At 58.7% G+C, this 26672-nt stretch carries 28 protein-coding genes; 19 read left to right on the forward strand and 9 right to left on the reverse strand.

Annotated elements, in window-relative coordinates; genetic code table 11:
- Positions 1 to 65 precede the first annotated feature (65 nt).
- Positions 66 to 2033 (reverse strand): monovalent cation:proton antiporter family protein, encoded by a 1968-nt coding sequence (locus H2Z84_RS11145; RefSeq protein WP_137009337.1) that lies wholly within the window; start codon positions 2031 to 2033, stop codon positions 66 to 68.
- A 220-nt stretch (positions 2034 to 2253) separates the two neighbouring features.
- Between H2Z84_RS11145 and H2Z84_RS11150 the strand changes: the two genes are divergently transcribed.
- From H2Z84_RS11150 to H2Z84_RS11220, 15 genes are all read left to right on the forward strand, one after another.
- Positions 2254 to 3234: a KpsF/GutQ family sugar-phosphate isomerase gene (locus tag H2Z84_RS11150; RefSeq protein WP_181836036.1), complete on the forward strand. Its 981-nt coding sequence runs from the start codon at positions 2254 to 2256 to the stop codon at positions 3232 to 3234.
- A gap of 28 nt (positions 3235 to 3262) precedes the next feature.
- Positions 3263 to 3787, forward strand: coding sequence for a KdsC family phosphatase (locus tag H2Z84_RS11155; RefSeq protein WP_181836037.1), 525 nt, complete (start codon positions 3263 to 3265; stop codon positions 3785 to 3787).
- Complete coding sequence (gene lptC / locus H2Z84_RS11160) at positions 3784 to 4344, forward strand: LPS export ABC transporter periplasmic protein LptC (protein ID WP_181836038.1); 561 nt, start codon at positions 3784 to 3786, stop codon at positions 4342 to 4344. Before H2Z84_RS11155 ends, lptC begins: the two co-directional genes overlap by 4 nt.
- Complete coding sequence (gene lptA / locus H2Z84_RS11165) at positions 4334 to 4891, forward strand: lipopolysaccharide transport periplasmic protein LptA (RefSeq protein WP_181836039.1); 558 nt, start codon at positions 4334 to 4336, stop codon at positions 4889 to 4891. Before lptC ends, lptA begins: the two co-directional genes overlap by 11 nt.
- Positions 4888 to 5619 carry an LPS export ABC transporter ATP-binding protein gene (gene lptB, locus H2Z84_RS11170; RefSeq protein WP_124643064.1) on the forward strand — a complete coding sequence of 244 codons (732 nt, stop codon included), beginning with the start codon at positions 4888 to 4890 and terminating at the stop codon, positions 5617 to 5619. Before lptA ends, lptB begins: the two co-directional genes overlap by 4 nt.
- 3 nt (positions 5620 to 5622) lie before the next feature.
- Positions 5623 to 7047, forward strand: coding sequence for an RNA polymerase factor sigma-54 (locus tag H2Z84_RS11175; RefSeq protein ID WP_181836040.1), 1425 nt, complete (start codon positions 5623 to 5625; stop codon positions 7045 to 7047).
- 69 nt (positions 7048 to 7116) lie between these two features.
- Positions 7117 to 7440 carry a ribosome hibernation-promoting factor, HPF/YfiA family gene (hpf, locus tag H2Z84_RS11180; protein ID WP_103524906.1) on the forward strand — a complete coding sequence of 108 codons (324 nt, stop codon included), beginning with the start codon at positions 7117 to 7119 and terminating at the stop codon, positions 7438 to 7440.
- Positions 7441 to 7561: 121 nt separating this feature from the next.
- Positions 7562 to 8026 (forward strand): PTS IIA-like nitrogen regulatory protein PtsN, encoded by a 465-nt coding sequence (gene ptsN / locus H2Z84_RS11185; protein WP_181836041.1) that lies wholly within the window; start codon positions 7562 to 7564, stop codon positions 8024 to 8026.
- The gene (hprK, locus tag H2Z84_RS11190) at positions 8019 to 8975 is read left to right on the forward strand and encodes an HPr(Ser) kinase/phosphatase (protein WP_059287117.1); all 957 of its coding nucleotides are present in this window, start codon (positions 8019 to 8021) and stop codon (positions 8973 to 8975) included. Before ptsN ends, hprK begins: the two co-directional genes overlap by 8 nt.
- Positions 8956 to 9798, forward strand: a complete 843-nt coding sequence (gene rapZ / locus H2Z84_RS11195; RefSeq protein WP_181836042.1) for an RNase adapter RapZ — start codon at positions 8956 to 8958, stop codon at positions 9796 to 9798. The genes hprK and rapZ overlap by 20 nt, the downstream gene beginning before the upstream one ends.
- 88 nt (positions 9799 to 9886) lie before the next feature.
- Positions 9887 to 10507 carry a flavin prenyltransferase UbiX gene (locus tag H2Z84_RS11200; protein ID WP_181836043.1) on the forward strand — a complete coding sequence of 207 codons (621 nt, stop codon included), beginning with the start codon at positions 9887 to 9889 and terminating at the stop codon, positions 10505 to 10507.
- A 3-nt stretch (positions 10508 to 10510) separates the two neighbouring features.
- The gene (locus H2Z84_RS11205; RefSeq protein ID WP_181836044.1) at positions 10511 to 11968 is read left to right on the forward strand and encodes an NAD(P)H-hydrate dehydratase; all 1458 of its coding nucleotides are present in this window, start codon (positions 10511 to 10513) and stop codon (positions 11966 to 11968) included.
- Positions 11969 to 12048: 80 nt separating this feature from the next.
- Positions 12049 to 12948, forward strand: a complete 900-nt coding sequence (locus H2Z84_RS11210) for a DMT family transporter (RefSeq protein WP_258869374.1) — start codon at positions 12049 to 12051, stop codon at positions 12946 to 12948.
- Between the two features lie 258 nt (positions 12949 to 13206).
- Positions 13207 to 14751: a sensor histidine kinase gene (locus H2Z84_RS11215; RefSeq protein WP_181836046.1), complete on the forward strand. Its 1545-nt coding sequence runs from the start codon at positions 13207 to 13209 to the stop codon at positions 14749 to 14751.
- The gene (locus H2Z84_RS11220; RefSeq protein ID WP_181836047.1) at positions 14748 to 16331 is read left to right on the forward strand and encodes a DUF3369 domain-containing protein; all 1584 of its coding nucleotides are present in this window, start codon (positions 14748 to 14750) and stop codon (positions 16329 to 16331) included. The genes H2Z84_RS11215 and H2Z84_RS11220 overlap by 4 nt, the downstream gene beginning before the upstream one ends.
- A gap of 71 nt (positions 16332 to 16402) precedes the next feature.
- Here the strand turns inward: H2Z84_RS11220 and trhA are convergent, their stop codons facing one another.
- The 7 genes from trhA to H2Z84_RS11255 all read right to left on the reverse strand — a co-directional run bounded on the left by trhA (position 16403) and on the right by H2Z84_RS11255 (position 20971).
- Positions 16403 to 17020, reverse strand: coding sequence for a PAQR family membrane homeostasis protein TrhA (trhA, locus tag H2Z84_RS11225; RefSeq protein ID WP_103524899.1), 618 nt, complete (start codon positions 17018 to 17020; stop codon positions 16403 to 16405).
- A gap of 217 nt (positions 17021 to 17237) precedes the next feature.
- A complete protein-coding gene (gene adk, locus H2Z84_RS11230; RefSeq protein ID WP_181836048.1) occupies positions 17238 to 17894 on the reverse strand; it encodes an adenylate kinase in 657 nt (218 codons plus the stop codon).
- A 79-nt stretch (positions 17895 to 17973) separates the two neighbouring features.
- Positions 17974 to 18735, reverse strand: a complete 762-nt coding sequence (gene kdsB / locus H2Z84_RS11235) for a 3-deoxy-manno-octulosonate cytidylyltransferase (protein ID WP_181836049.1) — start codon at positions 18733 to 18735, stop codon at positions 17974 to 17976.
- Entirely contained in the window at positions 18732 to 18914 is a 183-nt protein-coding gene (locus H2Z84_RS11240) for a Trm112 family protein (RefSeq protein ID WP_103524896.1), read from the reverse strand. Before H2Z84_RS11240 ends, kdsB begins: the two co-directional genes overlap by 4 nt.
- Positions 18904 to 19935, reverse strand: a complete 1032-nt coding sequence (gene lpxK / locus H2Z84_RS11245; RefSeq protein WP_181836050.1) for a tetraacyldisaccharide 4'-kinase — start codon at positions 19933 to 19935, stop codon at positions 18904 to 18906. The genes H2Z84_RS11240 and lpxK overlap by 11 nt, the downstream gene beginning before the upstream one ends.
- On the reverse strand, positions 19932 to 20351 hold the full coding sequence (locus H2Z84_RS11250; RefSeq protein ID WP_181836051.1) for an ExbD/TolR family protein: 420 nt from the start codon (positions 20349 to 20351) through the stop codon (positions 19932 to 19934). The genes lpxK and H2Z84_RS11250 overlap by 4 nt, the downstream gene beginning before the upstream one ends.
- A complete protein-coding gene (locus H2Z84_RS11255; RefSeq protein ID WP_181836052.1) occupies positions 20348 to 20971 on the reverse strand; it encodes a MotA/TolQ/ExbB proton channel family protein in 624 nt (207 codons plus the stop codon). Before H2Z84_RS11255 ends, H2Z84_RS11250 begins: the two co-directional genes overlap by 4 nt.
- Positions 20972 to 21353: 382 nt before the next feature.
- Between H2Z84_RS11255 and xseA the strand changes: the two genes are divergently transcribed.
- Together xseA and H2Z84_RS11265 are read left to right on the forward strand one after the other, a co-directional pair.
- Complete coding sequence (gene xseA / locus H2Z84_RS11260) at positions 21354 to 22709, forward strand: exodeoxyribonuclease VII large subunit (protein WP_181836053.1); 1356 nt, start codon at positions 21354 to 21356, stop codon at positions 22707 to 22709.
- An 85-nt stretch (positions 22710 to 22794) separates the two neighbouring features.
- Complete coding sequence (locus H2Z84_RS11265) at positions 22795 to 23253, forward strand: DUF4442 domain-containing protein (protein WP_181836054.1); 459 nt, start codon at positions 22795 to 22797, stop codon at positions 23251 to 23253.
- Between the two features lie 36 nt (positions 23254 to 23289).
- Here the strand turns inward: H2Z84_RS11265 and H2Z84_RS11270 are convergent, their stop codons facing one another.
- Positions 23290 to 23586 carry an ArsR/SmtB family transcription factor gene (locus tag H2Z84_RS11270; protein WP_045845528.1) on the reverse strand — a complete coding sequence of 99 codons (297 nt, stop codon included), beginning with the start codon at positions 23584 to 23586 and terminating at the stop codon, positions 23290 to 23292.
- Positions 23587 to 23699: 113 nt separating this feature from the next.
- On the opposite strand from H2Z84_RS11270, the gene gpmI reads away from it, so the two are divergent.
- On the forward strand, positions 23700 to 25220 hold the full coding sequence (gene gpmI / locus H2Z84_RS11275) for a 2,3-bisphosphoglycerate-independent phosphoglycerate mutase (protein WP_181836055.1): 1521 nt from the start codon (positions 23700 to 23702) through the stop codon (positions 25218 to 25220).
- 106 nt (positions 25221 to 25326) lie between these two features.
- Positions 25327 to 26655, forward strand: coding sequence for a murein hydrolase activator EnvC family protein (locus H2Z84_RS11280; protein WP_181836056.1), 1329 nt, complete (start codon positions 25327 to 25329; stop codon positions 26653 to 26655).
- The last annotated feature ends 17 nt before the right edge of the window (positions 26656 to 26672 follow it).

The following is a 26672-nucleotide window of genomic DNA, read 5'->3' on the forward strand; positions in this document are numbered from 1 at the left end:
GCAGACAAGCACAAGGCCGTGTCAATGACACGGCCTTGTTCGTATGAGCAAAGAGCGGTGGCCGCTCAGCCTTCCAGAATGCGCGCCTCGGCCAGCGCCAGCTGTTCTGGTGTACCCAGCAGTACCAGCACATCGTTGGCATCGATTTCAAAATCAGCATCAAAGTCCAGCCGGCGAATGCTGTTACGGCGCACCGACTTCACCTCCACCCCCAGCCCTTCCAGATGCAGCTCACCCAATGGCCGACCAATGGCATGGGCACCGGGGCAAGCCTGAATGCTGAGCAAACGCGGCACCAGCGCCTCGTCCAGCCCCTCGGCATCATCACTGGCACCACGGAAGAAACCACGGAACAGGTTGTAGCGTTCTTCCCGCACCGAGCGGATACGGCGCAGCACCCGGTTCAGCGGCACGCCCAGCACCATCAACGCCTGCGAGGCCAGCATCAGGCTGCCTTCCATTACCTCGGCCACCACCTCGTCGGCACCGGCCTTGCGCAGCAAATCGATATCGCTGTCGTCCACTGTGCGCACAATCACCGGCAGATCCGGCCTGGCGGCCTGTACCGTATGCAAAATACGCAAGGCGGCATGAGTATCGGCAAACGTCACCACCACCACCTTGGCGCGCATCAGGCCACCGGCCACCAAGACTTCCTTCTTGCCGGCATCGCCGAACACCACCGGGTCACCAGCTTCACCCGCCTCGCGTACCCGCTCCGGGTCCATATCCAGCGCAAAAAAGGGAATGCTTTCGGTTTCCAGCAAACGGGCCAGCGCCTGACCGCTACGGCCATAGCCGCAAATCAACACATGGTCGGACTTGCCCATGCTCTCCACCAGCAAGTGGTGCAGGCTGAAGGCCTGCATCATCCAGTCCTGCTTCACCAGCCGGCGGGTAATGGCCTCGCCATGCATGATCATGAACGGTGCCACCAGCATAGACAGCAAGATGGCGGCAATGGCGGCCTGCTCGGTACTTTCGGCAATCAGCCCCAGGTTGCCGGACAGCGCCAGCAGCACAAAGCCGAACTCACCACCCTGCGCCAGCGCCAGGCCAGCACGCATCGAATGGTTGGGCTGATGGCGCAGCAAACGCCCCAGCACGAAGACAATGGCCAGCTTGGCCAGCAACAGCAGGCCCAGCATCAGCGCCACTTCGCCAAAGCGCTCGAACAGCACCGATAACTGCAAGCGCATGCCGACGGTAACAAAGAAAAAACCCAACAGAATGTCGCGGAAGGGCTTGATATCCTCTTCCACCTGGTAGCGGTATTCGGTTTCGGAAATCAGCATGCCGGCCACAAAAGCCCCCAGCGCCAGCGACAAGCCGGACAACTCGGTCAGCCAGGCCACTCCCAGGGTGATCAGCAACACATTGATCATGAACAGCTCGCCGGAGCGCTGGCGCGCCACCAGATGAAACCACGGCCGCACCAGACGCTGGCCAAAGAACAGCAGCAGTGCCATCACCACCACCACTTTCACCGCCGCCAGTCCCAGATCCATCCACAGGGTTTCGCTGCCCCCGGCAAAGGCCGGCAGCAGAATCAGCAAGGGCACCACTGCAATGTCCTGGAACAGCAGCACACCAATCGCCAACTGGCCGTGCTGCTGATTCAGCTCCAGCCGCTCGGTCAACAGCTTGCTAACAATGGCGGTGGATGACATCGCCAGCGCACCACCCACGGCAAAACCGGACAGCGCCGAGCCGGACAACCAGCCCATCACCAGCGCAATAAGCAGCATGGTCGCCAGCACCTGGGCCAGCCCGAGCCCAAACACCAGATGCCGCATCGCCCGCAGTTTGGGTAGGGAAAACTCCAGCCCGATGGAGAACATCATGAAGACAATGCCGATCTCACCAAGAAACTGGGTTTCCTCGCCATCCGGAATCAGGCTGGTCACGCCGGGGCCGGCCAGAAAGCCCACCACCAGATAGCCCAGCATCGGCGGCACCCGCAGGCTGCGACACAGGGTAACGGACAGTACGGCGGCCAGCAGAACCAGCACAATGGGAGCAAGCGAATGCATTGGTGCGACAATCTCCTGTAAAAGCGGGCAAGAAAGTAAAGGGACATGATGCTGACAAGGCCAGCCGGACTCTTAAAGATAAAATCGCGCCCGACCCTGGGATGAAACAGTCGCCACAATGGCTAAAACGCTGCCGCGCAATGATTGTTAATCAGCAGACAAGCAAAAGATGCACCAGCTTGTGACTCCACCGATTATAACCTTTGATATACTTTGCCCCATGGAAAATGCTCAAGCAACATCACGACTCGACCTGGCACGCGAAGTGCTGCAAACCGAAGCCGACGCCATTCTGGCACTGTCGCGCCGCTTGAACGGCGACTTTCTGCGGGCAGTCGAGGCCATTCTGGCCTGCACCGGCCGCATCGTGGTGACCGGCATGGGCAAATCCGGCCACGTCGGCCGCAAGATTGCCGCCACCCTGGCCAGTACCGGCAGCCCGGCCTTCTTCGTTCATCCAGCCGAAGCCGCTCATGGTGACCTCGGCATGATTACCGCGCAGGACGTGGTCATCGCCCTGTCCAACTCCGGCGAATCCGGCGAAGTAGTCGCCCTGCTGCCCGCACTCAAGCGCAAGGGCCTGGTACTGATCGGCATGACCGGCAATCCGGCCTCCTCGCTGGGACGGGAAGCCGACATCCTGCTGGACACCCAGGTGGAAAAGGAAGCCTGCCCGCTGGGCCTGGCCCCCACCACCAGCACCACCGTGCAAATGGCACTGGGTGATGCTCTGGCCGTTACCCTGCTGGACGCACGCCAGTTCGGCCCGGAAGACTTCGCCCTGTCCCATCCTGGAGGCAGCCTGGGCCGCCGCCTGCTGGTGCACGTCAAAGACCTGATGCACAGCGGTGAAGAGCTACCGCGCGTCGCTCCCGGCACCACACTGAAAGATGCCCTGCTGGAAATGTCGCACAAGCGGCTGGGCATGGTGGCCATTGCCAGCGCAGACAATACCATCTGCGGCATCTATACCGATGGTGACCTGCGCCGCACGCTGGAACATTCCGGCAATATCTACGACCTGAATATCAACCAGGTGATGAGCCCCAGCCCGCAAACCATCCTGCACAGCAAGCTGGCCACCGAGGCAGTTCACCTGATGGAGCAGCGGCGCATCACCAGCCTGCTGGTAGTGGACGCTGACGGCAAACTGGCCGGTGCCATCCACATGCACGACCTGCTCAAGGCCGGCGTGGTCTAGCCCCGCTAGCACGCCCACAAGGAAACCCATGCAAGCCATCACCGAACAAGCCCGCAAAATCAAGCTGCTGATCATGGATGTAGACGGCGTCCTCACCGACGGCCGCATCTACTACAACGCCCAGGGCGAAGAAAGCAAATCCTTCTACGTACAAGACGGGCTGGGCCTCAAGCTGCTGCAGTCCACCGGAGTAAGGCTGGCCATCATCTCCGGCCGGGCCGACCGCTGCGTCGAGCATCGTGCCCAGGCACTGGGCATTGACTTCTACTTTGGCGGCATCCACAACAAGCAGGAAGCGCTGAACCAGCTACTGGAACAGGCCGGCGTCACGCTGGAAGAATGCGCCTTCATCGGTGACGACCTCATCGACCTGCCGGTGCTGCGCCGTGTCGGGCTGGCCGTCGCCGTACCGGCCGCCCCCACCCTGGTGCGCCAGCACGCCCATTACGTTACCGGCTTCCCCGGAGGCCAGGGCGCAGTGCGTGAGCTGGCGGAGCTCATCATGCAAGCCCAGGGCAACTTCGATGCCATCCTCGCCAGGTATCTGGCATGATTCGCTCGCACCGGCTGTTTCCCATCCTGCTCGTGCTGATCACCGGCTTGCTCACGGTATGGCTGGATACAGTCTCACGCTGGGAACCCAGCAAGCGCGAACTCGATCCCAACAAACCAGAAGTGGTGGTAGATGGCGTCGTCGCCACCCGCTACGACCCCAAGGGCATGCTGCAGGAAAAAATGATCGCCAGCCGCATGTGGCAGTACCCGGACCGCACCGAGTCCTATTTCGAAACGCCCGACCTGCAAAGCTACAAGAACGGTGTGCTGGCCTACCATGCCATTGGCGAAAGCGGGCGCTATAACAGCAAAACCAGACAGGCGCTGTTTGACAAGAAAGTCACGCTGATCCAGCCGGCCAGCACAGCCCAACCAGAAACCCGCGTAATCAGCAGCAATATGCGTATCGATACCGTGCGCCACGTCGCCCAATCCGCCACGCTGACCCACTTCTATTACGGCAAGTCGAGCGGCAGTGCCGTCGGCTTCATTTATGAACAGCAGACCGGCCAATTGCAGCTGCTGTCCAATGCAAAGGTCACTTATGAAAAATAAATGCCGCACTTACGCCCGCCTGGCTTTGTTGGTACTTTCCCTGTGTGCCGGCCACAGCGCACATGCGGAAAAAGCCGACCGCGACAAACCCATTGAAATCAGTGCCGATCGCGGCAACCTGGACCAGCTCAAAGGTGTTACCGTCTGGCAAGGCAATGTCATCATCGTGCAGGGCACCCTCAAGCTGAATGCCGACCGTGCCACTGTCACCCAGGACAAACAGGGCAACCAGACCATGCAGGCCACCGGCCGCCAGGTCACCTTCCGCCAGAAGCTCGACGGCAAGAATGAGTGGATTGAAGGCCAATCCAACCAGCTGGACTACAACACCGTCAGCCACATGGCTGTCCTCACCGGCAATGCCCGTGTCAAACGCGGCAACGACCTAGTCATCGGCAACGTAATCACCTACAACACCGAAACCGAGCTGTATGAAGTCAGCAGCGGCGCCAGCAGCAATGGCGGCCGCGTCACCGCCATCATTCAGCCCAAGCCCAGGGACACCACAGCCCCTGCCGCCAAGAAACCCGACGGAAACGCACCATGAGCGGCCCCAGCATTCTGAAAGTCGAGCGGCTGAAAAAGCGCTTCAAGAAACGTACCGTCGTCAAGGATGTCGCCCTGCAGATCCAGAGCGGCGAAGTAGTCGGCCTGCTCGGCCCCAATGGCGCCGGCAAAACCACCAGTTTTTACATGATTGTCGGCCTGATCGGTGCCGATGAGGGTGAAATCACCCTGGATGGCAGCAGCATCACCCACCTGCCCATCCACCAGCGCGCCCGCCTTGGCCTGGGCTACCTGCCACAGGAAGCCTCGATTTTCCGCAAGATGACGGTGGAGGAAAACATCACCGCCGTGCTGGAAATCGCCGGCTACAAAGGTGACAAGCTGGAGAAGGAACTGAGCCTGCTGCTGGACGACCTCAATATCGCCCACCTGCGCGAAAGCAATGCCCTGTCGCTGTCCGGCGGGGAAAGACGCCGGGTGGAAATCGCCCGCGTACTGGCTACCCGTCCGCGCTTCATCCTGCTGGACGAGCCTTTTGCCGGCGTCGACCCGATTGCCGTGATCGACATCCAGAAAATCATCACCTTCCTGCAACAACGTGGTATCGGCGTGCTGATTACCGACCACAATGTCCGGGAAACCCTGCGCATCTGCGACCGCGCCTACATCATCAGCGACGGCTCAGTACTGGCCTCCGGCGAACCGGAAGAGCTGGTCAACAACGAGAAAGTGCGCCAGGTCTACCTTGGCGAACACTTCCACCTGTAAGCCATGAAACAGTCACTACAGCTCAGGGTCTCGCAGCAACTCACGCTTACGCCACAACTGCAGCAGTCGATCAAACTGCTGCAGCTGTCCACGCTCGACCTGCAAACCGAAGTCGAGCGCTTCCTGCTGGACAACCCCATGCTGGAACGTGGCGACGATACCCCGGCGCAAGAAAGCAACAGCAGCGACACACCTGCAGCGACAGAGGACAGCCCCACCTCCTCCGACGGCACTGACAACGACAGCAACCAGCGCGACGACAGCAGCGGCGAACTCACCGACTGGGGCAGCGGCAGCCGCCGCAACGACGGCGACGACGAGTTCGACCCCATGCTCAACGTCCCCTGCCCGATCAGCCTGCGCGAGCACCTGCTGGCCCAGCTGGGCGAACTGACGCTGCCCACCCGCGATCAAGCCATCGTGCAATTGCTGATCGAAGAACTGGACGACAACGGTTTTCTCAGCATCGATCTGGACGAACTGGCCAGCCATTTACCGCTTGAACTGGAACTGGAAAGCGACGAATTGATGGTTGGCCTGCGCCTGCTGCAGCAGTTCGACCCGGCCGGCATCGCCGCACGCTCGCTGGCCGAATCGCTCTGCCTGCAGCTTGACCGCCTGCCCCAGCAGGAAAACGGCCATGCACTGGCACGCAAGATCGTGGCAGAACACCTCGGTTTGCTGGGCAATCGCGACTATACCCGGCTCAAACGCCTACTCGGTGTCGACGACGCCGCCATCCGCCAGGCCCAGCAACTGATCGCCCGACTGACCCCTCATCCGGCAGCCGGTTTCGGTGGCGATGACGTGCACTACGTCATCCCCGATGTCACTGTCCGCAAACGCCGCGGCCGCTGGGTGGCCGAACTCAACAACGGAGCCGTACCACGACTGCGGGTCAATCAGCTGTATGCCCAGATGCTATCGGAAAACCGTGCCGGCGCAGGCGAGCTTTCCGGCCGCCTGCAGGAAGCAAAATGGCTGGTAAAAAACATCCAGCAACGATTTGACACTATCCTGAAAGTGTCAGAAGCTATAGTCGAAAGGCAGCAAGCGTTCTTTGAACACGGAGAAGTGGCCATGCGCCCGCTCATCCTGCGCGATATCGCAGACGAGCTGGAGCTGCATGAATCAACCATTTCCCGGGTAACCACCCAGAAATATCTGCTCTGCCCGCGTGGCTTGTTCGAGCTGAAATATTTCTTCGGCAGTTCCCTGGAAACCGATAGTGGCGGCGAATGCTCAGCCACTGCCATTAAGGCCCATATCCGCCGCATGATAGACGGCGAAAATACAGCCAAGCCACTTTCCGACAGCGCCATCGCCGACGAATTGGGTAAACAGGGCATGCAGGTTGCAAGACGTACCGTTGCGAAGTATCGTGAAGCTATGCAGATTCCACCGGTCAACCTGCGCAAGGCACTGTAGGACGCCTTGAAGAATATCCGCTCGCCCGGCCGACCCGACCGGGCAGTCAACACAAGAAGGAGTTAGGGTATGAACCTCAAAGTAACCGGTCTCCACCTCGAAGTAACCCCGGCCCTCCGCGAATTTCTGGAAAGCAAGCTGGAACGTGTCACCCGCCATGTCGATCACGTTATCGACGTTACCGTCACCCTGTCGGTAGACAAGCTGGTGCAAAAGGCGGAAGTCAACGTTCACCTTTCCGGCAAGGACATCCACGTAGAAGCCACCGACTCCGACATGTACGCTGCCATCGACTCGCTGATGGACAAGCTGGATCGACAGGTACTCAAGCACAAGGAAAAACAGAGCGAACACCGCGTGACTCCGCAGGTTCAACCGGAAGCCACCCTGTAATCATCTGACCGACGATGCGGGAACCCAGCGGGTTCCCGTTTTTATTTGCACGGAGCCTTTTTCATTTTGATGAAGGCAACGTAGAATTGGCCAGTTTTTGTAGCCGCGTGCACACACTCCTATGAGCCTGATCGGCAAAATCCTGACACAGGATCACATCCTCCCGGACCTGGATGTCGCCAGCAAGAAGCGCGTCTTCGAGCAGGTGGGCCTCCTTATCGAAAACACCCACGGCATTGCGCGCAGTGAAATTTTCGACTGCCTGTTTGCCCGGGAAAAGCTTGGCTCCACCGGCCTGGGTCAGGGAGTCGCCATTCCGCATGGCCGTGCCCGTGGTCTGAAGGAAGCCGCTGGCGTATTCATCCGGCTGAAGAACCCCATCCCCTTCGATGCCCCGGATGGCAAGCCGGTACAAAGCCTGTTTGTACTGCTGGTACCCGAACAAGCCACCGATCTGCACCTGCAGGTACTGTCGGAACTGGCCCAGCTCTTCTCCAGCAAACAGCTGCGTGAACAATTGCTGACCGCCACCAACCGCGCCGAGCTCTACCAGCTGCTCACCGCATGGAATACCAATAATGCCTAGTATCACCGTGCGCCGGCTGTATCAGGACAATCAGCAAAAGCTCAACCTGACCTGGGTGGCCGGTACTGGTGGTGCCGACAGCCCCATCGGCAATGACGAGCAGCGCCCCACGCTGGCACTGGTTGGTCACCTCAACTTCATCCACCCCAACCGCGTACAGGTGCTGGGCCTGGCAGAAGTCGACTACCTGAACCGGCTAGAACAGTCCGCAGCCAAGACCGCACTGGATCAGCTATTCCACAAGACGATGTCGGTGGTGATGGTGGCCAATGGTCAACAAGTTCCCAAGCTGCTGCGCGACTACTGCCACACCCATAATGTGCCTCTGATGAGCACACCGCTGGAAAGCCCCTACCTGATGGATGTGTTGCGCATCTATCTGGCGCGCGCGCTGGCGGTTTCAACGGTGCTGCATGGCGTTTTTCTCGATGTACTGGAAATCGGCGTGCTGATCATGGGCGACTCGGCCATGGGCAAGAGCGAACTGGCGCTGGAACTGATTTCGCGCGGTCACGGCATGGTGGCTGACGATGCAGTTGAACTCTACCGCATCGGCCCGGAAACGCTGGAAGGCCGTTGCCCGCCGCTGCTGCGCGACTTTCTGGAAGTGCGTGGCCTAGGCATTCTGAATATCCGTACCATTTTCGGTGAAACCGCCGTCCGGCCGAAAAAGGTGCTCAAACTGATCATCCATCTGGTCAAGGCCAACGACCAGGCCATGCAGGCGCTGGATAGACTGAATATCCAGTCCGAAACCCAGGACATTCTGGGGGTGACCGTACGCAAGGTGGTGCTGCCAGTGGCTGCCGGCCGCAACCTGGCCGTGCTGGTGGAAGCGGCAGTACGCAATTACATCCTGCAACTGCGTGGCATCGACAGTACACGTGAATTCATCGAACGCCATACCAACTTCCTCAGAGATCAGGAAAATGCGCCTGATATTGATTAGCGGCCTGTCCGGCTCCGGCAAATCCATCGCCCTGCGCGCACTGGAGGACTCCGGCTATTACTGTGTGGACAATCTGCCGGCCACCATGCTGCATGAAGCCATGTCGCTGTATGCCGACTACGGCTACGAGCAGATCGCCATTAGCGTGGACACCCGCTCCAGCCCTTCATTGGGTGCATTGCCACAGGAAGTGGACAAGCTGCGCCAGCAAGGCGTGGATGTACGGCTGTTATTTCTGGAAGCCAAGCCGGAAACCCTGGTCAAGCGCTTTTCCGAAACCCGCCGTCGCCACCCCTTGTCCGGCAGTGGCTCCACCGTAGAGGAATGCATCCGGCTGGAGCAGGAGTTACTGGCCTCTATCCAGGAAATGGGCATTCGCATCGATACCAGCGAGCTGTCCGCCAATGCATTGAAAAGCTGGATCAAGGAATTGGTAGAAGCCGATAGCAGCCGGCTGACCATCATCTTCGAGTCCTTCGGTTTCAAGCATGGCGTCCCTCTGGATGCCGACTATGTCTTCGATGTGCGCTGCCTGCCCAACCCCTATTACGACCCTGCCCTGCGTCCTCTGACCGGCCGGGATCTGCCGATTGTCGATTTTTTCCTGCAGCATCCGCTGGTAGCAGAAATGACCGAAGACATTCGTCATATGGTGGCCAAATGGCTGCCGGAATTCAGCCGTGAAAACCGCAGCTATCTGACAGTGGCGATTGGTTGCACCGGCGGGCAGCACCGCTCGGTCTACATTACCGAACAACTGGCTCGGGCCTTTCCTGCAGAGCAGGTGCTGCTGCGCCACCGCCAGCTGTTTCGCGAAGCCTGAGCCTGGCACTGGCTGCTCCCCCCTACCTCCCGGCCATTACGGATCCTGCCCACAGCATCGGCAAGATCCCTGCCCATGGAAGATGCTGATGTCCATACCCAAAACCGTTACCGTCGCCCTGACCGGAGCCTCCGGTCTGCCCTATGGCCTGCGCTTGATCGATGCACTGATCGCCGCCGGCATCCGCGTGTGGGTTCTGTACTCACAAGCCGCCCAAGTGGTGGCCAAGCAGGAAATGAATCTGCAACTGCCCTCGCGCCCTGCCGAGGTACAGCAATGGCTATACGAACGCACCGGCGCACAAGCGGAACAGCTGGCAGTGTTTGGCCGTGAAGAATGGTTTGCCCCGGTCGCCTCTGGCTCCAATCCGGCAGATGCCATGGTAGTCTGCCCTTGTTCGATGGGCACCCTGGCTGCCATTGCTCATGGCATGAGCGACAATCTGATTGAGCGGGCGGCCGATGTCAGCATCAAGGAAGGTCGCAAACTGATCCTGGTACCGCGCGAAACCCCGCTGTCGGTCATCCACCTGGAAAACATGCTGCAACTGGCACGGCTGGGCGTGGTCATCCTGCCACCATCGCCAGGCTTCTATACCCATCCAGCTAGCGTCGATGACATGGTGGATTTTGTCGTGGCACGTATTCTGGATCAGCTACGCATTCCCCATCAGCTGATGCCGCGCTGGGGTGAATCGCACAAGGAGTAAGCCATGCGGGAAAACGCGTTGTGGAGTCTGCCGGCCCTGCGTCGGCTGGAAACCGAAGCCGAGCTGCAAGGGCTGGATCTAATGCAACGCGCCGCCCGCGCCACCGCCGACTGGGTGAGACGACAACTGGACAGCGATGCCCGTATCCTGGTGGCAGCCGGCCCCGGCAATAATGGCGGAGATGCGCTGTATGCTGCCCTATTACTGATGCAGGCTGGCTACAGTGTGGACATCCTGCTACCGCAAGCCGCCACCAGCTTACAAAGCCTGGCTGCACTGCATGCCATACGCCAGGCTGGCGGGATTCCGCTGCAGCAGCTGGCAGGTGACTACCCGACGCCAGACCTGCTGATCGACGGCCTGTTCGGCATCGGCCTCAGCCGCCCGCTGTCAGCTGACTGGGCCGCCGTCATGACTCAGCTCAATCAGCTGGACTGCCTGAAACTGGCCCTCGACTGCCCGAGCGGACTGGACCCCTACTCCGGGCAGGCACAACAAGCCTGCATCCGCGCCAGTCATACGCTGACCTTTCTCTGCCACAAACCGGGACTGTTCTTTGCTGCGGGTGCCGACCATGCAGGCCAAATCGAACTGGCCGCACTCGACTGCCCGCAAGCACTGCTTCCGTCAGCCGAGGGCTACCTGAACCGGCAGGATGCCAGCCCACTGCAACGCCAACGCGACAGCCACAAAGGCAGCAATGGCACGCTATGCATCATTGGCGGCAATCGCGGCATGCTGGGTGCTGCCCTGCTGGCTGGCCGCGCAGCATTGGCTGCAGGAGCCGGCAAAGTGCATGTACTGACACTGGATGGCAGCCTGACCGTCGACCCCATCTGTCCGGAGCTGATGCTGCAACATGCCGATCCGGCCATGCCGCTGCCTACCGCCGACGTCCTGGCGCTTGGTCCCGGCCTGGGTCAGGACAAACCGGCCCAGCAATGGCTCAAGCTGGCCCTGGCCAGCCCCCTGCCACTGGTGCTGGATGCCGATGCTCTGAACCTGCTGGCCAGCAATGCCGACCTGCAGCACACACTGGCCAAGCGTCCGGCCGCCACCATACTGACACCCCACCCGGCAGAAGCAGCGCGCCTGCTGGCTTGCCCAACCGCCACCGTGCAAAGCGACCGCCTGGCCGCCGCACGTCAGCTGGCCGAGCGTTTCCAGTGCACCGTGCTGCTCAAAGGTGCCGGTAGCCTGATCGTGAGCGTTGGCCAGCCCTATCTGCTCAATACCAGTGGTGGTCCGGCACTGGCTGCCGCCGGGCAAGGAGACGTGTTGACCGGACTGATCACCGCGCTGCTGGCACAGGGCATGGATGCGCATGCCGCCAGCAGTCTGGCTGCGCGGGTACACGGACTGGCCGGTGATGAATACCAGCAACAGGCAGGTGGTCCTATTGGCCTGACCGCATCGGCCACCAGCCAGCGCTGCAGCCACTGGCTGAACCGCCTGCTTTAGCCCCCGCAGTTTTAACCGCCTTTTTGTATACAATAACGATTCGCACAGCACGCTAGCCGCATGTAAAATGAGCCACCAATATGGTGGAGAATTTTGTCTTGCCTCAACAAAAAAAAGCTTACCTGCTAGGGCTTTCTGCCGTTCTTGCCTGGTCTACAGTCGCCGCTGCCTTCAAAATCAGCTTGCAGCACCTGTCACCTGCACAGCTCGTTTTGTATGCAAGCATTGCCTCGACGCTAAGTCTGTTTTCCATCTTGCTGTGGCAAGGTCGTCTTGCCAGCCTGCTACCCGCCCTGCGCCAACACTGGCGTCGCTCACTGCTGCTGGGTGCAGTCAATCCGCTCGCCTACTACCTGATTCTGTTCCAGGCATACGCCCTGCTTCCGGCGCAAGAAGCACAGGCCATCAACTACACCTGGGCACTGACCATGACCTTGCTGTCAGTGCCCCTGCTCAAACACAAGCTGAGCCGCCATGACATCCTGGCCGCGGTGATTTGCTATCTGGGTGTATTGGTCATCGGCACCCACGGCCAGCTGCTGCAACTGCATTTTTCCAGCCTGAAGGGTGTTGGCTTCGCCCTGGCTTCCACCCTGCTCTGGGCCGGCTACTGGATTTTCAATGCCCGCGATCAACGCGAACCCGTCATCGGACTCACACTCAATTTCCTGCTCTCCCTGCCGCTGACACTGGCTTTTTGTGCCTTTAGCGGCGAGCTCAAACCTGTGGCCTGGCAAGGACTGGCTGGTGCGGCCTATGTCGGCGGGCTGGAGATGGGCTTCACCTTCGTACTGTGGCTGAGTGCAATGAAGCTCACTAGCAGCACTGCGCGCATCGCCAATCTGATTTTCCTGTCACCACTGCTGTCACTGGGATTGATCCATTTCATTGTTGGCGAACCTATCCTGCCTTCCACACTGATCGGGCTGGGGTTGATTCTGGGCGGACTACTGCTGCAGAAACTGGGGAAAATTCACTAAAACTGTCCTTTAAATCAGTTCCCACGCTATATGCGGGAACTGATTGAAACTGAACTACAGTGCAAAAAAACCGCATTTCTCAACGAGTACCTGCTTGTTGTGCTGCCATTTGCAAACATAAACCATTAAATTATCCCCATCACGCACGATAGCCGTGACAGCTCCAGACTGCGATGCCAACATGCTTAGCAAACAGTTGTGGCAATTCCCGGGTTGAGTTTCTAGGATTCAAACAGGGTAAGAGGGATAATAAAAGCAATGAACAGTATTAAATCAAAGCTCCGGCTCTGGCTGATGATAGGGGTGACCGTGATCGTGGCGATCACCGGTCTGTTGTCGTATAACCAGAACCGCAGCCAGGACGAAGCAGACTACCAAGCACAACGCGCCTCATTACAGGCGCGGCTTTCCTTATCCCTGCCACATGGCGTCTGGCAGATGGATGACTCCTATACCCGTCTGACACTGGATGCCGAACTAGGCTGGAACTCGGTAGTGGCCATCCGCATTACCGGGGATGCAGGGCTCAACATCGGCCGCATTCGCAGCGACAGCAACACCCTGCGCGACATGGCACCATCGGAAAAGCCCAGTAGCGATGATGTGCTAAGCCTACCCATCATCTACCAGAATCGTGAAAAGCTCGGTACCGCCACCCTCTATCTGTCGCGCAGCCAGCTGGAACACCGCCAACTGGTGCACTTGCTGGAAATCCTGCTGGAAATCGTGGTCCTGGATGTATTGATCTTCTTCGTGATGACCTACAACCTGAACCGCTTCGTTTTTGATCCGCTCAAACGGCTACAAGATGCGCTGAATCGTGCGGCCAGCAGTGACGATGCCAAGTCTTCCCGCATTTCGCAGCAAACCCAGGATGAGTTCGGCGCAGTCACCCGTAGCTTCAACCGTATTGTCGACCGTATTTCGGCCGACCTCGCCATGCGCACGACGGCCGAGGCGCAGGCCCGCCTGGAAAAAGACAATGCCGAACTGGCCTTGCGCCAATTGGTGCAGACCCAGCAAACCCTGGTCGAGGCTGAAAAACTCGCCTCGCTGGGTAGCCTGGTGGCTGGCGTTGCCCACGAAATCAACACGCCGGTGGGCATTACCCTGACCACAGCGTCGCACTTGGCCACCACGACCCTGCATATCACGGAAAAACTGGATAACGGCGGCATCAAGAAAAGTGATTTCCAGGCTTATCTGGATACCGCCAAGGAATGCTGCGAACTGATTCTGTCCAATGCGGAACGCGCCGCCAACCTCATCCACAGCTTCAAGCAGGTGGCCGTGGATCAAACCAGCGAGCAGCGCCGCGACTTCCAGCTGAATGACTATCTGAGTGAGATCGTCACCAGCCTCAAACCGCGCTTCAAGCGTTCGCAGACCAGCATCGACATTTCCTGCGAAGACGACCTGTTGCTGGACAGCTATCCGGGCGCGGTGTCGCAAGTGATCACCAACCTGCTGGTCAATGCACTCGTGCATGGCTTTGATGAAAAGCCCGGCGGCACCATCAGCATCCATGCCGAACGCAGCAGCAACAATAATGTAAAGCTGAGCATTGAGGATAACGGCAAGGGCATTCCTGCCGAAAACCTCAGCCGCATCTTCGACCCCTTCTTTACCACCCGCCGTGGCAGCGGTGGCAGCGGTCTTGGCTTGCATATCGTCTACAACATCATTCGGCAACGTCTGGGTGGCATCATCGAAGTGCATAGTGAAGTCGGCAAAGGTAGCAGCTTCATCATCACCATTCCCTGCATCGCCCCTGAAATCCAGCACAAGGAGTTCAACCAATGAGCCAGCAGCAAGTAAATGACGACGACTGGCTGCTGGATGATGATCCACCAGACCAGTGCAAGCCTTTACCCCAGTACAGACATCCATGGAAAATCCTGATCGTGGATGACGAGCCAGATGTCCACAGCGCCACGGCACTGGCCATCCGCAATATCCGCTACAAGGATCGCGCACTCGAGCTGCTCAGTGCCTACTCTGCAGCCGAGGCCCTGCAGATGCTGCAACAGCATGCCGATGTAGCACTGATCCTGCTGGATGTGGTGATGGAAACCGATGACGCCGGCCTGCGACTGGTCCGTAATATCCGTGAGGAACTGCAGATCAGCACTACCCGTATCGTGCTGCGCACTGGCCAACCCGGCCAGGCACCGGAGCAGGAGGTCATCCTCAATTACGATATCAACGACTACAAGACCAAGACCGAGCTGACGGTACAAAAGCTGTTCACCACCGTCATTGCCTCGCTGCGGGCCTACGAAAACCTGATTACCATTGAGAAAAACCGCCAGGGTCTGGCCAAGATTCTGGAAGGGGCTGCCGATCTTTACCAGATGTTCTCGCTGAAGGAGTTCGCCTCTGGCGTGCTCAAACAGATCAGCGCCATTCTGGATGTCGGCACCGATGGCATTCTCTGCGTGGAAAGCACGCCGGACATGACGGGCCGGCCGCAACTAGAGATCCTGGCCGCCGCCGGCGCCTATGAATGTCTGCTGGAAAGCGGCAGCCTGGACGACTACCCGGAACTGGCAAGCGCCATCCGGCAGGCCTTGCAGGAAAAACACAACATCTACCAGCATCCCTATGATGTGCTGTGCATTACCGCGCAAAACGGGCGCGAATTTGCCGTGCACTTCACTCCACCCTGGCCGCTGGACGATGTAGAACGCAATCTGCTGGAGGTATTCTGCCAGCGCATTTCCTCGGCCTACGACAACCTCTACCTCTACAATCAGCTACGCCACTCGCAGGAAGCCACCGTGGTAGCCCTGGCAGCCCTGGCCGAATACCGTGATACCGATACCGGCGCTCACGTACTGCGGGTGCAGAAGCTCACCGATGCCATTGCCGGCGAAATCCGCCAGCGCGGGCAGTATCTGGACTTGCTCTCTGCCGAATTCATGGACATGGTAGGTATGGCGAGCATCCTGCACGATGTCGGCAAGGTTGGCACGCCGGATCACATTCTGTTCAAACCCGGCAAACTGGACCCCGACGAACGGCGCATCATGGAGCAACATGCCGGCATTGGTGCCAGCATCCTGGCCAAATCGGCACAAATGGTGGAAGGCCAGAGCTATCTGTCACTTGGTTCTGAAATCGCCGGCGGCCACCACGAACATTTCGATGGCAATGGCTACCCCAACAAGCTGAAAGAGCAGCAAATACCGCTCTCTGCTCGTATTGTGGCGGTGGTGGATGTATTTGATGCCCTGCTGAACAAGCGACCCTACAAGGAACCATGGGAGCTGTCGGAAACGCTGGACTATATCCGCAGCCGCGCAGGCAGCCAGTTTGACCCGGTCGTCGTCAGTGCGTTGTGCGATATGGTGGAAGAAGGACGACTACCCTTCGAGCTATAAGGCCATTCCATGACAAAGCCGCCAGCAGCATGCGCTGTGGCGGCTTTGTCATGATCTGGAGGCGCTAATAATCAGGCCACGTAAAACATCACGCTGACAAACTGGCAGATGCTGCCCCCCAGCACAAACAAGTGCCAGATACCGTGGCCATGGCGGATTTTCTCGTCATTGAGAAACCAGTAAATCCCCACGCTGTAAATCAGGCCACCCAGGGCCAGCCAGAACAGTCCGCCCCAGGACATCGCAGCAATCAGCGGCTGCATGGCAATCACCACCAGCCAGCCCATCACCACATACAAAATCATCGACAGCAGCCGGGTGCGCCGTCCCAGCGTCAACTCCTGGATAATGCCGAAAATGGCCAGACCCCAGCTCAGACCGAACAATGTCCAGCCCCAGGCTCCGCGCAAGGTAACCAGGCAATACGGCGTATAGCTGCCGGCAATCAGCAAATAGATAGCCGAATGGTCGCACTTCTGCAAAATAGCCTTGGCCCGCCCTCTGGCGCTGTGATACAGCGTGGAAATCAGATACAGCAGCACCAAGGTAGAACCGTACAGGCTGAAGCTGACAATTTTCCAGGGATCGCCCTGCTCGGCCGCCACATACACCAGGCTGATCAGCCCGGTAATGGCCAGCACGGTGCCCACCAGGTGGGAAATCCCGTTGAAGCGCTCTCCGTAATACATAACACCTCTTTCTCTTGCCCGGCTGGGCATCCGGCAAAACCAAAGCGGCCATCCGGGACAAGCTTGGGCAAGCAAAACACCATCACAGTTCCAATGTATACCAGCAAGATAGCGTCAATTCATTGCAATACAAGCTCGGGCAAGGCGAAAATGCTGCGACAGCAACAACAAAGCGGGCCGCAGCCCGCTTTGTTTCATCAACAGCTCAGTCTGCAGCTCAGGCGCCCAGCGCCTTCAATACATTGCCGCGCACCACATCTACCGGCTGGGTACCATCGATCTTGACGTACTTGGGAGCCTTGGCATCGCCGCTGGCAGCGCGTTCGCCATAGAAGCCCACCAGCACTTCGGTTTGCTCGTGATATACCGCCAGACGCTTTTTCACGGTTTCTTCGTGGTCGTCATCACGCTGGATCAGGTCTTCACCGGTCTCGTCATCCTTACCAGCTACTTTCGGCGGATTGAAGGTGATGTGGTAGGTACGACCGGAGGTCACGTGCACACGACGGCCAGCCATGCGCTCGACGATGGCCGCATCCGGTACATCGATCTCGACTACGTAGTCGATGTCCACGCCGGCAGCGATCATGGCTTCAGCTTGCGGAATGGTACGCGGGAAACCGTCGAACAGAAAACCGTTGGCACAATCGGCTTCGGCGATACGTTCCTTCACCAAACCGATAATGATGTCATCACGCACCAGGCCGCCGGCATCCATGATGGACTTGGCTTCCAGGCCCAGCGGAGTACCGGCCTTGACCGCCGCACGCAGCATGTCGCCAGTGGAAATCTGCGGAATGCCGAACTGTTCACGAATATAGTTGGCCTGAGTGCCCTTGCCAGCGCCCGGAGCGCCCAACAGAATCAATCGCATAATTACTCCCGTCAGTTTGTATGTCGTTTATTGTGTTTGGTGTTCATCGGCCGTCTTCTGCTGCGGCCTTGCCAGACGCTCAGCGCCCGGCCAGTACGGCACGCACCCGTTCCAGGTCTTCCGGCGTATCCACACCGGCTGCGGGTGCTTCGCTCACCGTGGCCACCATGATGGGGTAGCCATGCCACAGCACGCGCAGCTGTTCCAGTGCTTCGAACTGCTCCAGCGGTGCCGGGCTCAATGAGCTATAGGTCTGCAAAAAGCCTGCCTGGTAGGCATACATGCCGATGTGCCGCAAGACCGGTAGGTCGGCTGGCAAGACGCTTGTATCGTGTGCAAACGCGTCACGGGCATAGGGGATGGGCGCCCGGCTGAAATACAGGGCCCGCCCAGCGTGGTCCAGCACAACCTTGACCACATTGGGATTAAACATGTCTTGTGCAGCATGAAAGGGGTGGGCCACGGTGGCCATCGGCACCTTGGTCTCGGCCATCAGTGCGGCCAGACGGTCGATCAGTGCCGGATCAATCAAGGGCTCGTCGCCCTGTACATTCACCACGATCTGCGCGGCATCCCACTGCATCTGCTGTGCAACTTCCGCCAGGCGGTCAGTGCCGCTGGCGTGATCAACACGCGTCATTACCGCGGCAATGCCATGTGCAGTGCAGGCCTGCAAGATATCGGCATGGTCGGTAGCCACCACCACCTGAGTAGCGGCACTCTTTACCGCCTGTTCGGCCACCCGCACCACCATGGGCTTGCCGGCCAGATCAGCCAGAGGCTTGCCCGGCAAACGGCTGGAGGCCATGCGCGCGGGAATGACGACGGCAAAACCGCTCATTTCACTTCTTCTTCCGGCGGCAGTTCGCGCGCTTCGGTTTCCAGCATCATCGGGATGCCGTCCCGTACCGGAAAAGCCAGACGATCACCCTTGCAGATCAGTTCCTGCTGGGCCTTGTCGAATACCAGCGGGCCTTTGCACAGCGGGCACACCAGAATGTCCAGAAATTTAGCGTCCATGTCTTATCTTCAATCGGGAAAGTAGCCAGCTCGCCAGATCTGGCGTCAGCTGTGCCGTAACCGGCAAGACCCATAGTCTAGCACGCTGCGCCGCATCATGAATCACCCGCCGTAATTTCACCGCATCTTTGCTGGTGACGATGATCGGGCTGTCGCCCGCAGGCAAATCTGCCGGGCTGAAATCGTGATGATCAGGAAAGCTCAGGCAGTGCTGCAGGGAAAATCCCAGGCCTTGCAGGGTGTTGAAAAAACGCTCGGGATGACCGATACCTGCCAGTGCCAGCACCGGCTCGGTTGCGAAATCAGCCACACTGCGACTCCGTGCCGGATCAGCCAGTGACACCAGGCGCTCTGCACTCAGTAGCATCTGAAAGCAGGGCAATGCAGCTGGCAGCGGCAGGGATGAAGCGACGCCATTCACTACCACAGCGTCCACGCTGGCAAGACGGGAGGCCGGTTCGCGCAGCGGGCCAGCCGGCAGCAGATGGCCATTACCCAGACCGCGTCCGCCATCCAGCACCACTACTTCCAGCGTACGCGCCAGCCGGTAGTGCTGCAGGCCGTCATCGGTCAGGATCAGCTGCAAATCGGGATGAACACGCAAGAGCAGCTGGCCAGCGGCCACCCGGTCTCGCCCCACCGCCACCGGAGCACCACTGGCGGCCAGTAGCAGAGGTTCGTCCCCCACCAGCTGCGGGCTACAGTCCGCACTCACCAGGGTTGGCTGCTGGTGCATGCCGCCATAACCACGGCTGACCACCCCCACGCGCACGCCCTGGGCTTGCAAACTGGCCAACAGGCTCAGCGTCAGCGGTGTTTTGCCGACGCCACCCACATTGATATTGCCGATCACCACCACCGGCACCGCCAGCTGATGGCTGCGTAGCAGCCGCAAGCGATAAGCCATGCGCCGCAATGCCGACACCAGTGCAAACAGCCCTTCCAGCGGAGCCAGAAGGGCTGTCAGCCACCATACAGCTTGATACCAGTGGCGTTCGATACGTTGGCTGAGACGACTCACGGTGTGCTGTTTTGCGTGGCGAAAGTCAGCTGGGTCAGGCCAGCAGCCCGGGCGGCCTCCATGACACTCACTACCGACTGATGAGTTGCCTTGGCATCGGCGTTGATGATGATCACCGGGTCTTTCTTGCCGGCAGCCGCATCGCGCAACTGCACCTGCAAGGCCGACTTGTCACCGGCCGCCAGCTTGTGTCCTGCCACTTCCATCTCACCGGAAGCCGCCACCGCTACCGTGATCTCGGTAGCCACAGGCTGACTGGTTTCGGCCTGAGCACTGGGCAGCTTGATCTTCAGCTCGGCAAATTTTGAATAAGTGGTGGTGACCATCAGGAAAATCAGGATCACCAACAGCAAGTCAATCATCGGAATGAAGTTGATTTCCGGCTCCTCGCGTTGCCGTCCACGACGAAAATTCATGACTTGCTGCCATTCTGGCGTTCGCCATGCAGTACTTCCACCAGCTTCACCGCCTGGGATTCCATTTCGACCAGCAAGCCATCCACGTGAGCGCGGAAATGGCGATAGAACATCATGCTGGGAATCGCCACAATCAAGCCAAAAGCCGTGTTGTACAGTGCAATGGAAATACCATGTGCTAGTTGCTGCGGATTGGATGAACCGCCTGGAGCCTGCGAACCGAAAATCTCGATCATGCCGATCACCGTGCCCAGCAGGCCCAGCAAGGGGGCCATGGCAGCGATGGTGCCCAGCGTATTCAGGAAGCGTTCCAGTTGATGCGCCACCACGCGGCCTTCGTCCTCGATGGCGTCTTTCATCACCTCGCGACTGACGCTGACATTACGCAGGCCAGCAGCGAACAGCTTGCCCAGCGGTGAATGGTTGTTGAGTAATTGCAGCAGGTCGGCCGAGGCGCCAACCCGACGATATTCGGTTACAGTCTGCGCCAGCAGGCCATCCGGTACGATCAGCGACGCGCGCAAACTGAACAGTCGCTCGAAGATGATGGCCAGCGAAATGACCGAGGCCAGAATGATGGTCCAGATCGGCCAACCGGCCGCTTCAATGATTGACCACACGAAACATTCTCCAAAGCTTTAGCTAAACGCTAAACTTTAGCGGTTGCCAGGGTTCTCGGCAACCGTAGGCAGAGACTTGCCGCCAATAAAAAAAGACATTTCCCAAACCAATGTAAGGAAATTCGCTAAGAGTCGATTTTCTAAGGGAAATTTGGCCGCATCCACAGATGCTGTGGATAACTTTGTTGATAAGCTTGTGAACAGACCGCTCATATCCTGCTGGCACGGCGCTTTCATCAGGCTGCACGCAATTTGAACAAAACACACAAGTTACTGTTTTTAAAAGAATTTAATCAAAGCAACATACCACCAGCCAAAAGCATTGTCCGACAATTTACAGACGACAAAAAACGGTATTCTTGCTGTGGATGACTTGACAACCATGAATTTCAATACCTCGGCCAACGATGTTATCAGCGTCTCCTCGCTTAACCGCATGGCGCGTGACCTGCTCGAATCAGGTCTGCCTCCCATGTGGATCGGCGGTGAAATATCCAATCTGACCCTGGCGGCTTCCGGTCACGCCTATTTCTCGCTCAAGGATGGCGGCGCACAAATCCGCTGCGTCATGTTCCGCCACAAACTGAGCCTGCTGCCCTTCCGCCTGGCCGAAGGCATGCAGGTGGAACTCAAAGGCCTGGTCACCCTGTACGAAGCCCGTGGCGACTTCCAGATCAATGTCGACACCATGCGCTCGGCCGGATTGGGCCGCCTGTATGAAGCCTTTGAAAAACTCAAAGCCAAGCTGAATGCCGAAGGCTTGTTCGAGCAGGCCCGCAAGCGCGCCTTGCCGCCGCACCCACGCGCCATCGGCATCGTCACTTCCCCTGCGGCTGCGGCACTGCGCGATGTCGTCACCACTCTGGCGCGGCGCATGCCCGGCATTCCGGTCATCCTCTACCCGGCACAGGTGCAGGGGGAAACGGCCGCCCGGCAAATTGCCGCCGCCATCCAGCAAGCCTCGACCCGGCAGGAAGTAGAAGTGCTGATTGTCTGCCGGGGCGGGGGCAGCATCGAAGACTTGTGGTCATTCAACGAAGAGATCGTTGCCCGCGCCCTGGCCGCCTGCACCATTCCCACCGTCAGCGGCGTAGGCCACGAAACCGATTTCACTATCGCTGACTTTGTAGCCGACCGTCGGGCCCCGACCCCTACGGCCGCTGCCGAGCTGGTTTCTCCCAATCAGGAACAACTTCGTCTGCAACTGGAGCAAGGCAAGCGCGGTCTGGAGCGCGCCTTGTCCCGGCTGCTCACTGACAAGTCGCAGCGACTGGACTACCTGGCCCGTCGCCTGGCACACCCTGGCGACAAGCTGCGCCGCCAGGCCCAGACCCTGAACCAGGCCAGCGATCGCATGCAGCGCGGGCTGGACTCCCTGTTCTCACGCCGACGCTGGGCGCTGCAACTAGCCAGCAGCCGCATGCAGCGACACCAGCCCCAACTTGCCCAGCAGCAGCAGCAGCTTGCCCAGTTGGCCGAACGTCTGCAACGTGGAGTCAGCCAGACGCTGCACCGACAGCAGCAATTGCTACAGCAACACCGCGCCACACTCGAAGCGATGAGTCCGGAAGCGGTGCTCAGCCGCGGCTATGCCATTGTGCAAAAGCGCGATGGGCAAACCGTGAAATCACCCCAGGAATTACTGAATCAGGAAAGAGTTCTGCTACGTCTGGCAGAGGGTCTCACCGAGGCTATTATCGACCATCCGCAGGGAGCACAACCGGAGTTGCCATTCTGAAACCTGCGGGGTTAATAAGAGGTTTGCTTGACATGGATCAGCTTTTTGCCGAGCATGCAAATCAAACAACCGTTTGAACGCAACCATGCTGAAACCTTCGCCGCGCCTGATCAAGACCATCATCAACCTGTGGCCGCCCTTTCTGGGAGCCGGCATCAAGGTCTGCCACATCGCTTCCGACTGGAAGCAAGTCGATGTGCGCTTACGGCTAGGCCTGACCAATCGCAATTACGTCGGCGTGCACTTTGGTGGAAGTCTGTATTCGATGACTGATCCATTTTTCATGCTGATGCTGATACAGTCACTCGGTCCGGATTATGTGGTGTGGGACAAGGCGGGTTCCATCGAATATCACAAGCCCGGCACCGGCGTGGTCAGTGCCCGCTTCCAGCTGGACGAAACCCAACTGCAGGACATCCGCCAGCGCACCGCCGGCGGCGAGAAATATCTGCCGGAGCTAAAGGTGGACATCCGGGACCAGGCTGGCGACATTGTCGCCACCGTCAACAAAACACTGTATGTAAGACGCAAAAAAGGCCGCTGAGCGGCCTTTTTTTATTGGCATTGCCTGACAGATGGGTCAGTCGACAAAACCACAGAATACTTCACGCATCATCTTGAGCACTTCCAGTGTCCGGATATCACCGACACGGTAATAAACCCGGTTGGCATCCTTGCGTGTTCGCAGCACACCTTTGTCGCGCATGATGGCCAGATGCTGGGAAATGTTGCTCTGCGAGGTTCCTACCTGCTCCACAATATCCTGCACACTGACTTCCTGGTCGCCCAGTACCGAAATGATCTTCAACCGCAAGGGATGCGACATTGCCTTCATCGCCCTTGAGGACTGTTCGATCTGGTCATCGTTGAACAGCAAGCTCTGCTCCTAAGTAGATTGCAATGCGTATTTATATTGGTTTGACTACGGTACAATACTAACTAAAAAAATCAATACCATCAAGAATTTCTAATATTCTGATTGTGGACATCATGACAGCTATCACACCGGTATTACTCCTCATCCTCGACGGCTTCGGACACCGACTGGAAGGCGACGACAACGCCATCCTGCATGCCAACACTCCCACCTGGAACGCACTGAAACAGGCGTTTCCCTACGGCGTAATCGATGCCTCCGAAGGCTTTGTCGGCCTGCCCAAAGGACAGTTTGGCAACTCGGAAGTCGGCCACCTCAACATCGGCGCCGGTCGGATTGTCCAACAAGACATCAGCCGCATCGACTGCGATATCGAAGAAAATCGTTTCGACCAGAATCCCGTCCTGCAACAAGCCATCCAGCAAGCAAAAACTTCGGCCTTGCACGTGATGGGTCTGTTGTCCGATGGCGGTGTACATAGCCACGAAAATCACATTTTCGCCCTGATCCGCGCCGCACAGACCGCAGGCGTCAGCAAGATTTACGTGCATGCCTTCCTGGATGGCCGCGACACTCCGCCGCGTAGCGCTGAAACCTACCTCAAGCGCCTGGATGACGTGCTGGCTGACTGCCCGGCGGCCCGTCTGGTATCGGTTACCGGTCGCTACTGGGCCATGGATCGCGACAAACGCTGGGAGCGAGTAGAGCCTGCCTATCGACTGCTGGTGGAGGGCGAAGGCCTGCACCATGCCGACAGTGGCCTGGCCGCTTTGACTGCTGCCTATGCACGTGACGAGAACGACGAATTCGTGGCAGCAACCAGCATCGGCGAACCGGTGAAGATGCAGGACGGCGATGTTGCCTTGTTCATGAATTTCCGTGCCGACCGCGCCCGCCAGCTCACCACCGCGCTGACCGATCCGGCTTTTGCCGGTTTCAAGGCTCGCCAGCCCCAACTGGGCCTGTTCGCCACCCTCACCTCCTATGGCGAGGCCTACAGCAACCCGGTGGCCTATGCACCACAGAAAATCAGCAATGGTCTGGGCGAATACCTGGCAGCGCAAGGCTTGAAGCAACTGCGCATTGCCGAAACTGAAAAATACCCGCACGTTACCTACTTCTTCAACGGCGGCGAAGAGCAGGTTTATCCGGGTGAAGACCGCATTCTGGTCCCCTCGCCCAAGGTAGCCACTTACGATCTGCAGCCGGAAATGAACGCAGCCCAGGTGACCGACCACATCGTGGAAGCCATTGCCTCGGGCAAATACCAGGCCATCATCTGCAATTACGCCAATGGCGACATGGTGGGCCATACCGGCAAGTTCGATGCGGCTGTGAAAGCCGTGGAAGCACTGGATGGCTGCATCAAACGCTGCGTGGATGCCATGCGTGCCGCCGGTGGCGAGGTGCTGATTACCGCCGATCACGGGAACTGCGAGCAGATGTTCGACTCTGTGCATCACCAGCCGCACACCCAGCACACGCTGGACAAGGTGCCCTTCCTCTACATCGGCCGCAAAGCCACGATCAAGGAAGGTGGCGCACTACGAGACATCTCGCCGTCGCTGCTGGCCATGATGGGTCTGCCCCAGCCGGAAGAAATGACCGGCCGTTCGCTGATCGACTTCCAGTAAGTCACTGCGCCGGTCTGCCATGCAGACCGGCGGTCTCTCCATCCCCATCCCTCCGCATTCGCCTGTTATCATGCAGGCCACAGGCTTAATCCGAAGCGATAATGGAATGAAACCGATACTGCTGTTCGCCCTGCTGGCCGGCGCGGCCCAAGCTGCGACACCTACCGCCTCCCCTCCCCTGTCTACCGCACCACAGCAGCAGAATCTGCAATCGGTGCGCAAGGAAATCGACAGCCTGAAAAAGGACCTCGCGCAGAAGCAGGTGGTGCAGCAGGAAGCCAAATCGGCCATTCAGGAGTCGGAACAGGCCATCGCCAAGACCAGCAAGGTCATTGCCACGCTGGAAAACAAGCAAAGCAATTCGGCACAACAACTGGCCGAGCTGCGCAAACAAGTACAAGACACTGCAAACAAGCTGGCCACCACCCGGCAACATGTCGCACAGATGCTGGCCAGGCAGTACAAAAATGGCGATCACGACGCCATGAAACTGATGCTGAATGCCGATGATCCCAACCAGACCTCGCGGGACATGGTGTACTACCAGCACATTGCCAAAGCCCAGCAGCAGATGGTGGCGCAGCTGATTACCCACCAGCACGAACTGGAAGCGCTGACCTACCAGCTGGAACAGGAGCTGGCTCGCCTGGACGCCCTGTCCAATCATAAGAGCCGGGAAAAAAACGCCCTGCTCAACAGCAAGACCAACAAACTGGCCCAACTGAACAAGCTGTCCGGAGAAATCCAGGCCGGGCAAAGCCGACTGGGCAAGCTGCAAGAGGATGAAAAGCGGCTGACCAACCTGATTGCCCAGATCAATCAGGAAATCGAACGCCGTCGTAAAGAAGCCGCCCGCAAGGCGGCAGAAGAACGCAAGGCCAGACAGGCTGCGGCCATTGCGGCCAAGAAGGAAAACGAACGCCGTCGCAAGCTGGCCGAAAGCGCGCGCAAGCAAGGCAAACCAGTGCCAGAAGTAGCCAAGAAAACCGTACCGGTTCCACAGGAAAAACCCGTCGACGATGTGGCAGACAACAGCGCTGCCGGCAAGGCGTTCACCAGTCTGCAGGGCCGCATGAAAATGCCGGTGTCCGGCGTACTGGCCGGCCGCTTTGGCAGCGCCCGTAGTGAAGGGACTTCGTGGAAGGGCCTGTTCATCAAAACCGCGCCGGGGCAGGCCGTACATGCGGTCGCCGACGGCAACGTAGTGTATGCTGATGCGCTACGCGGATTCGGCAACGCCGTGATCATTGACCATGGCGGCAATTACCTCACGGTGTATACCGGCCTGTCCTCCATCGGCAAGAGCGTGGGCAGTTCGGTCAAGGCCGGTGAAACACTTGGCAACACAGGGGCACTGGACAGCGGCGAATCCGGCCTGTACTTTGAAATCCGGCACATGGGACGACCTCTCAACCCGCAAACCTGGGTACGCTAAGCCACCCGCGGTATCGG

It is taken from the genome of Aquitalea aquatica (assembly GCF_013911085.1).
In the GTDB taxonomy this organism is placed as follows: domain Bacteria; phylum Pseudomonadota; class Gammaproteobacteria; order Burkholderiales; family Chromobacteriaceae; genus Aquitalea; species Aquitalea aquatica.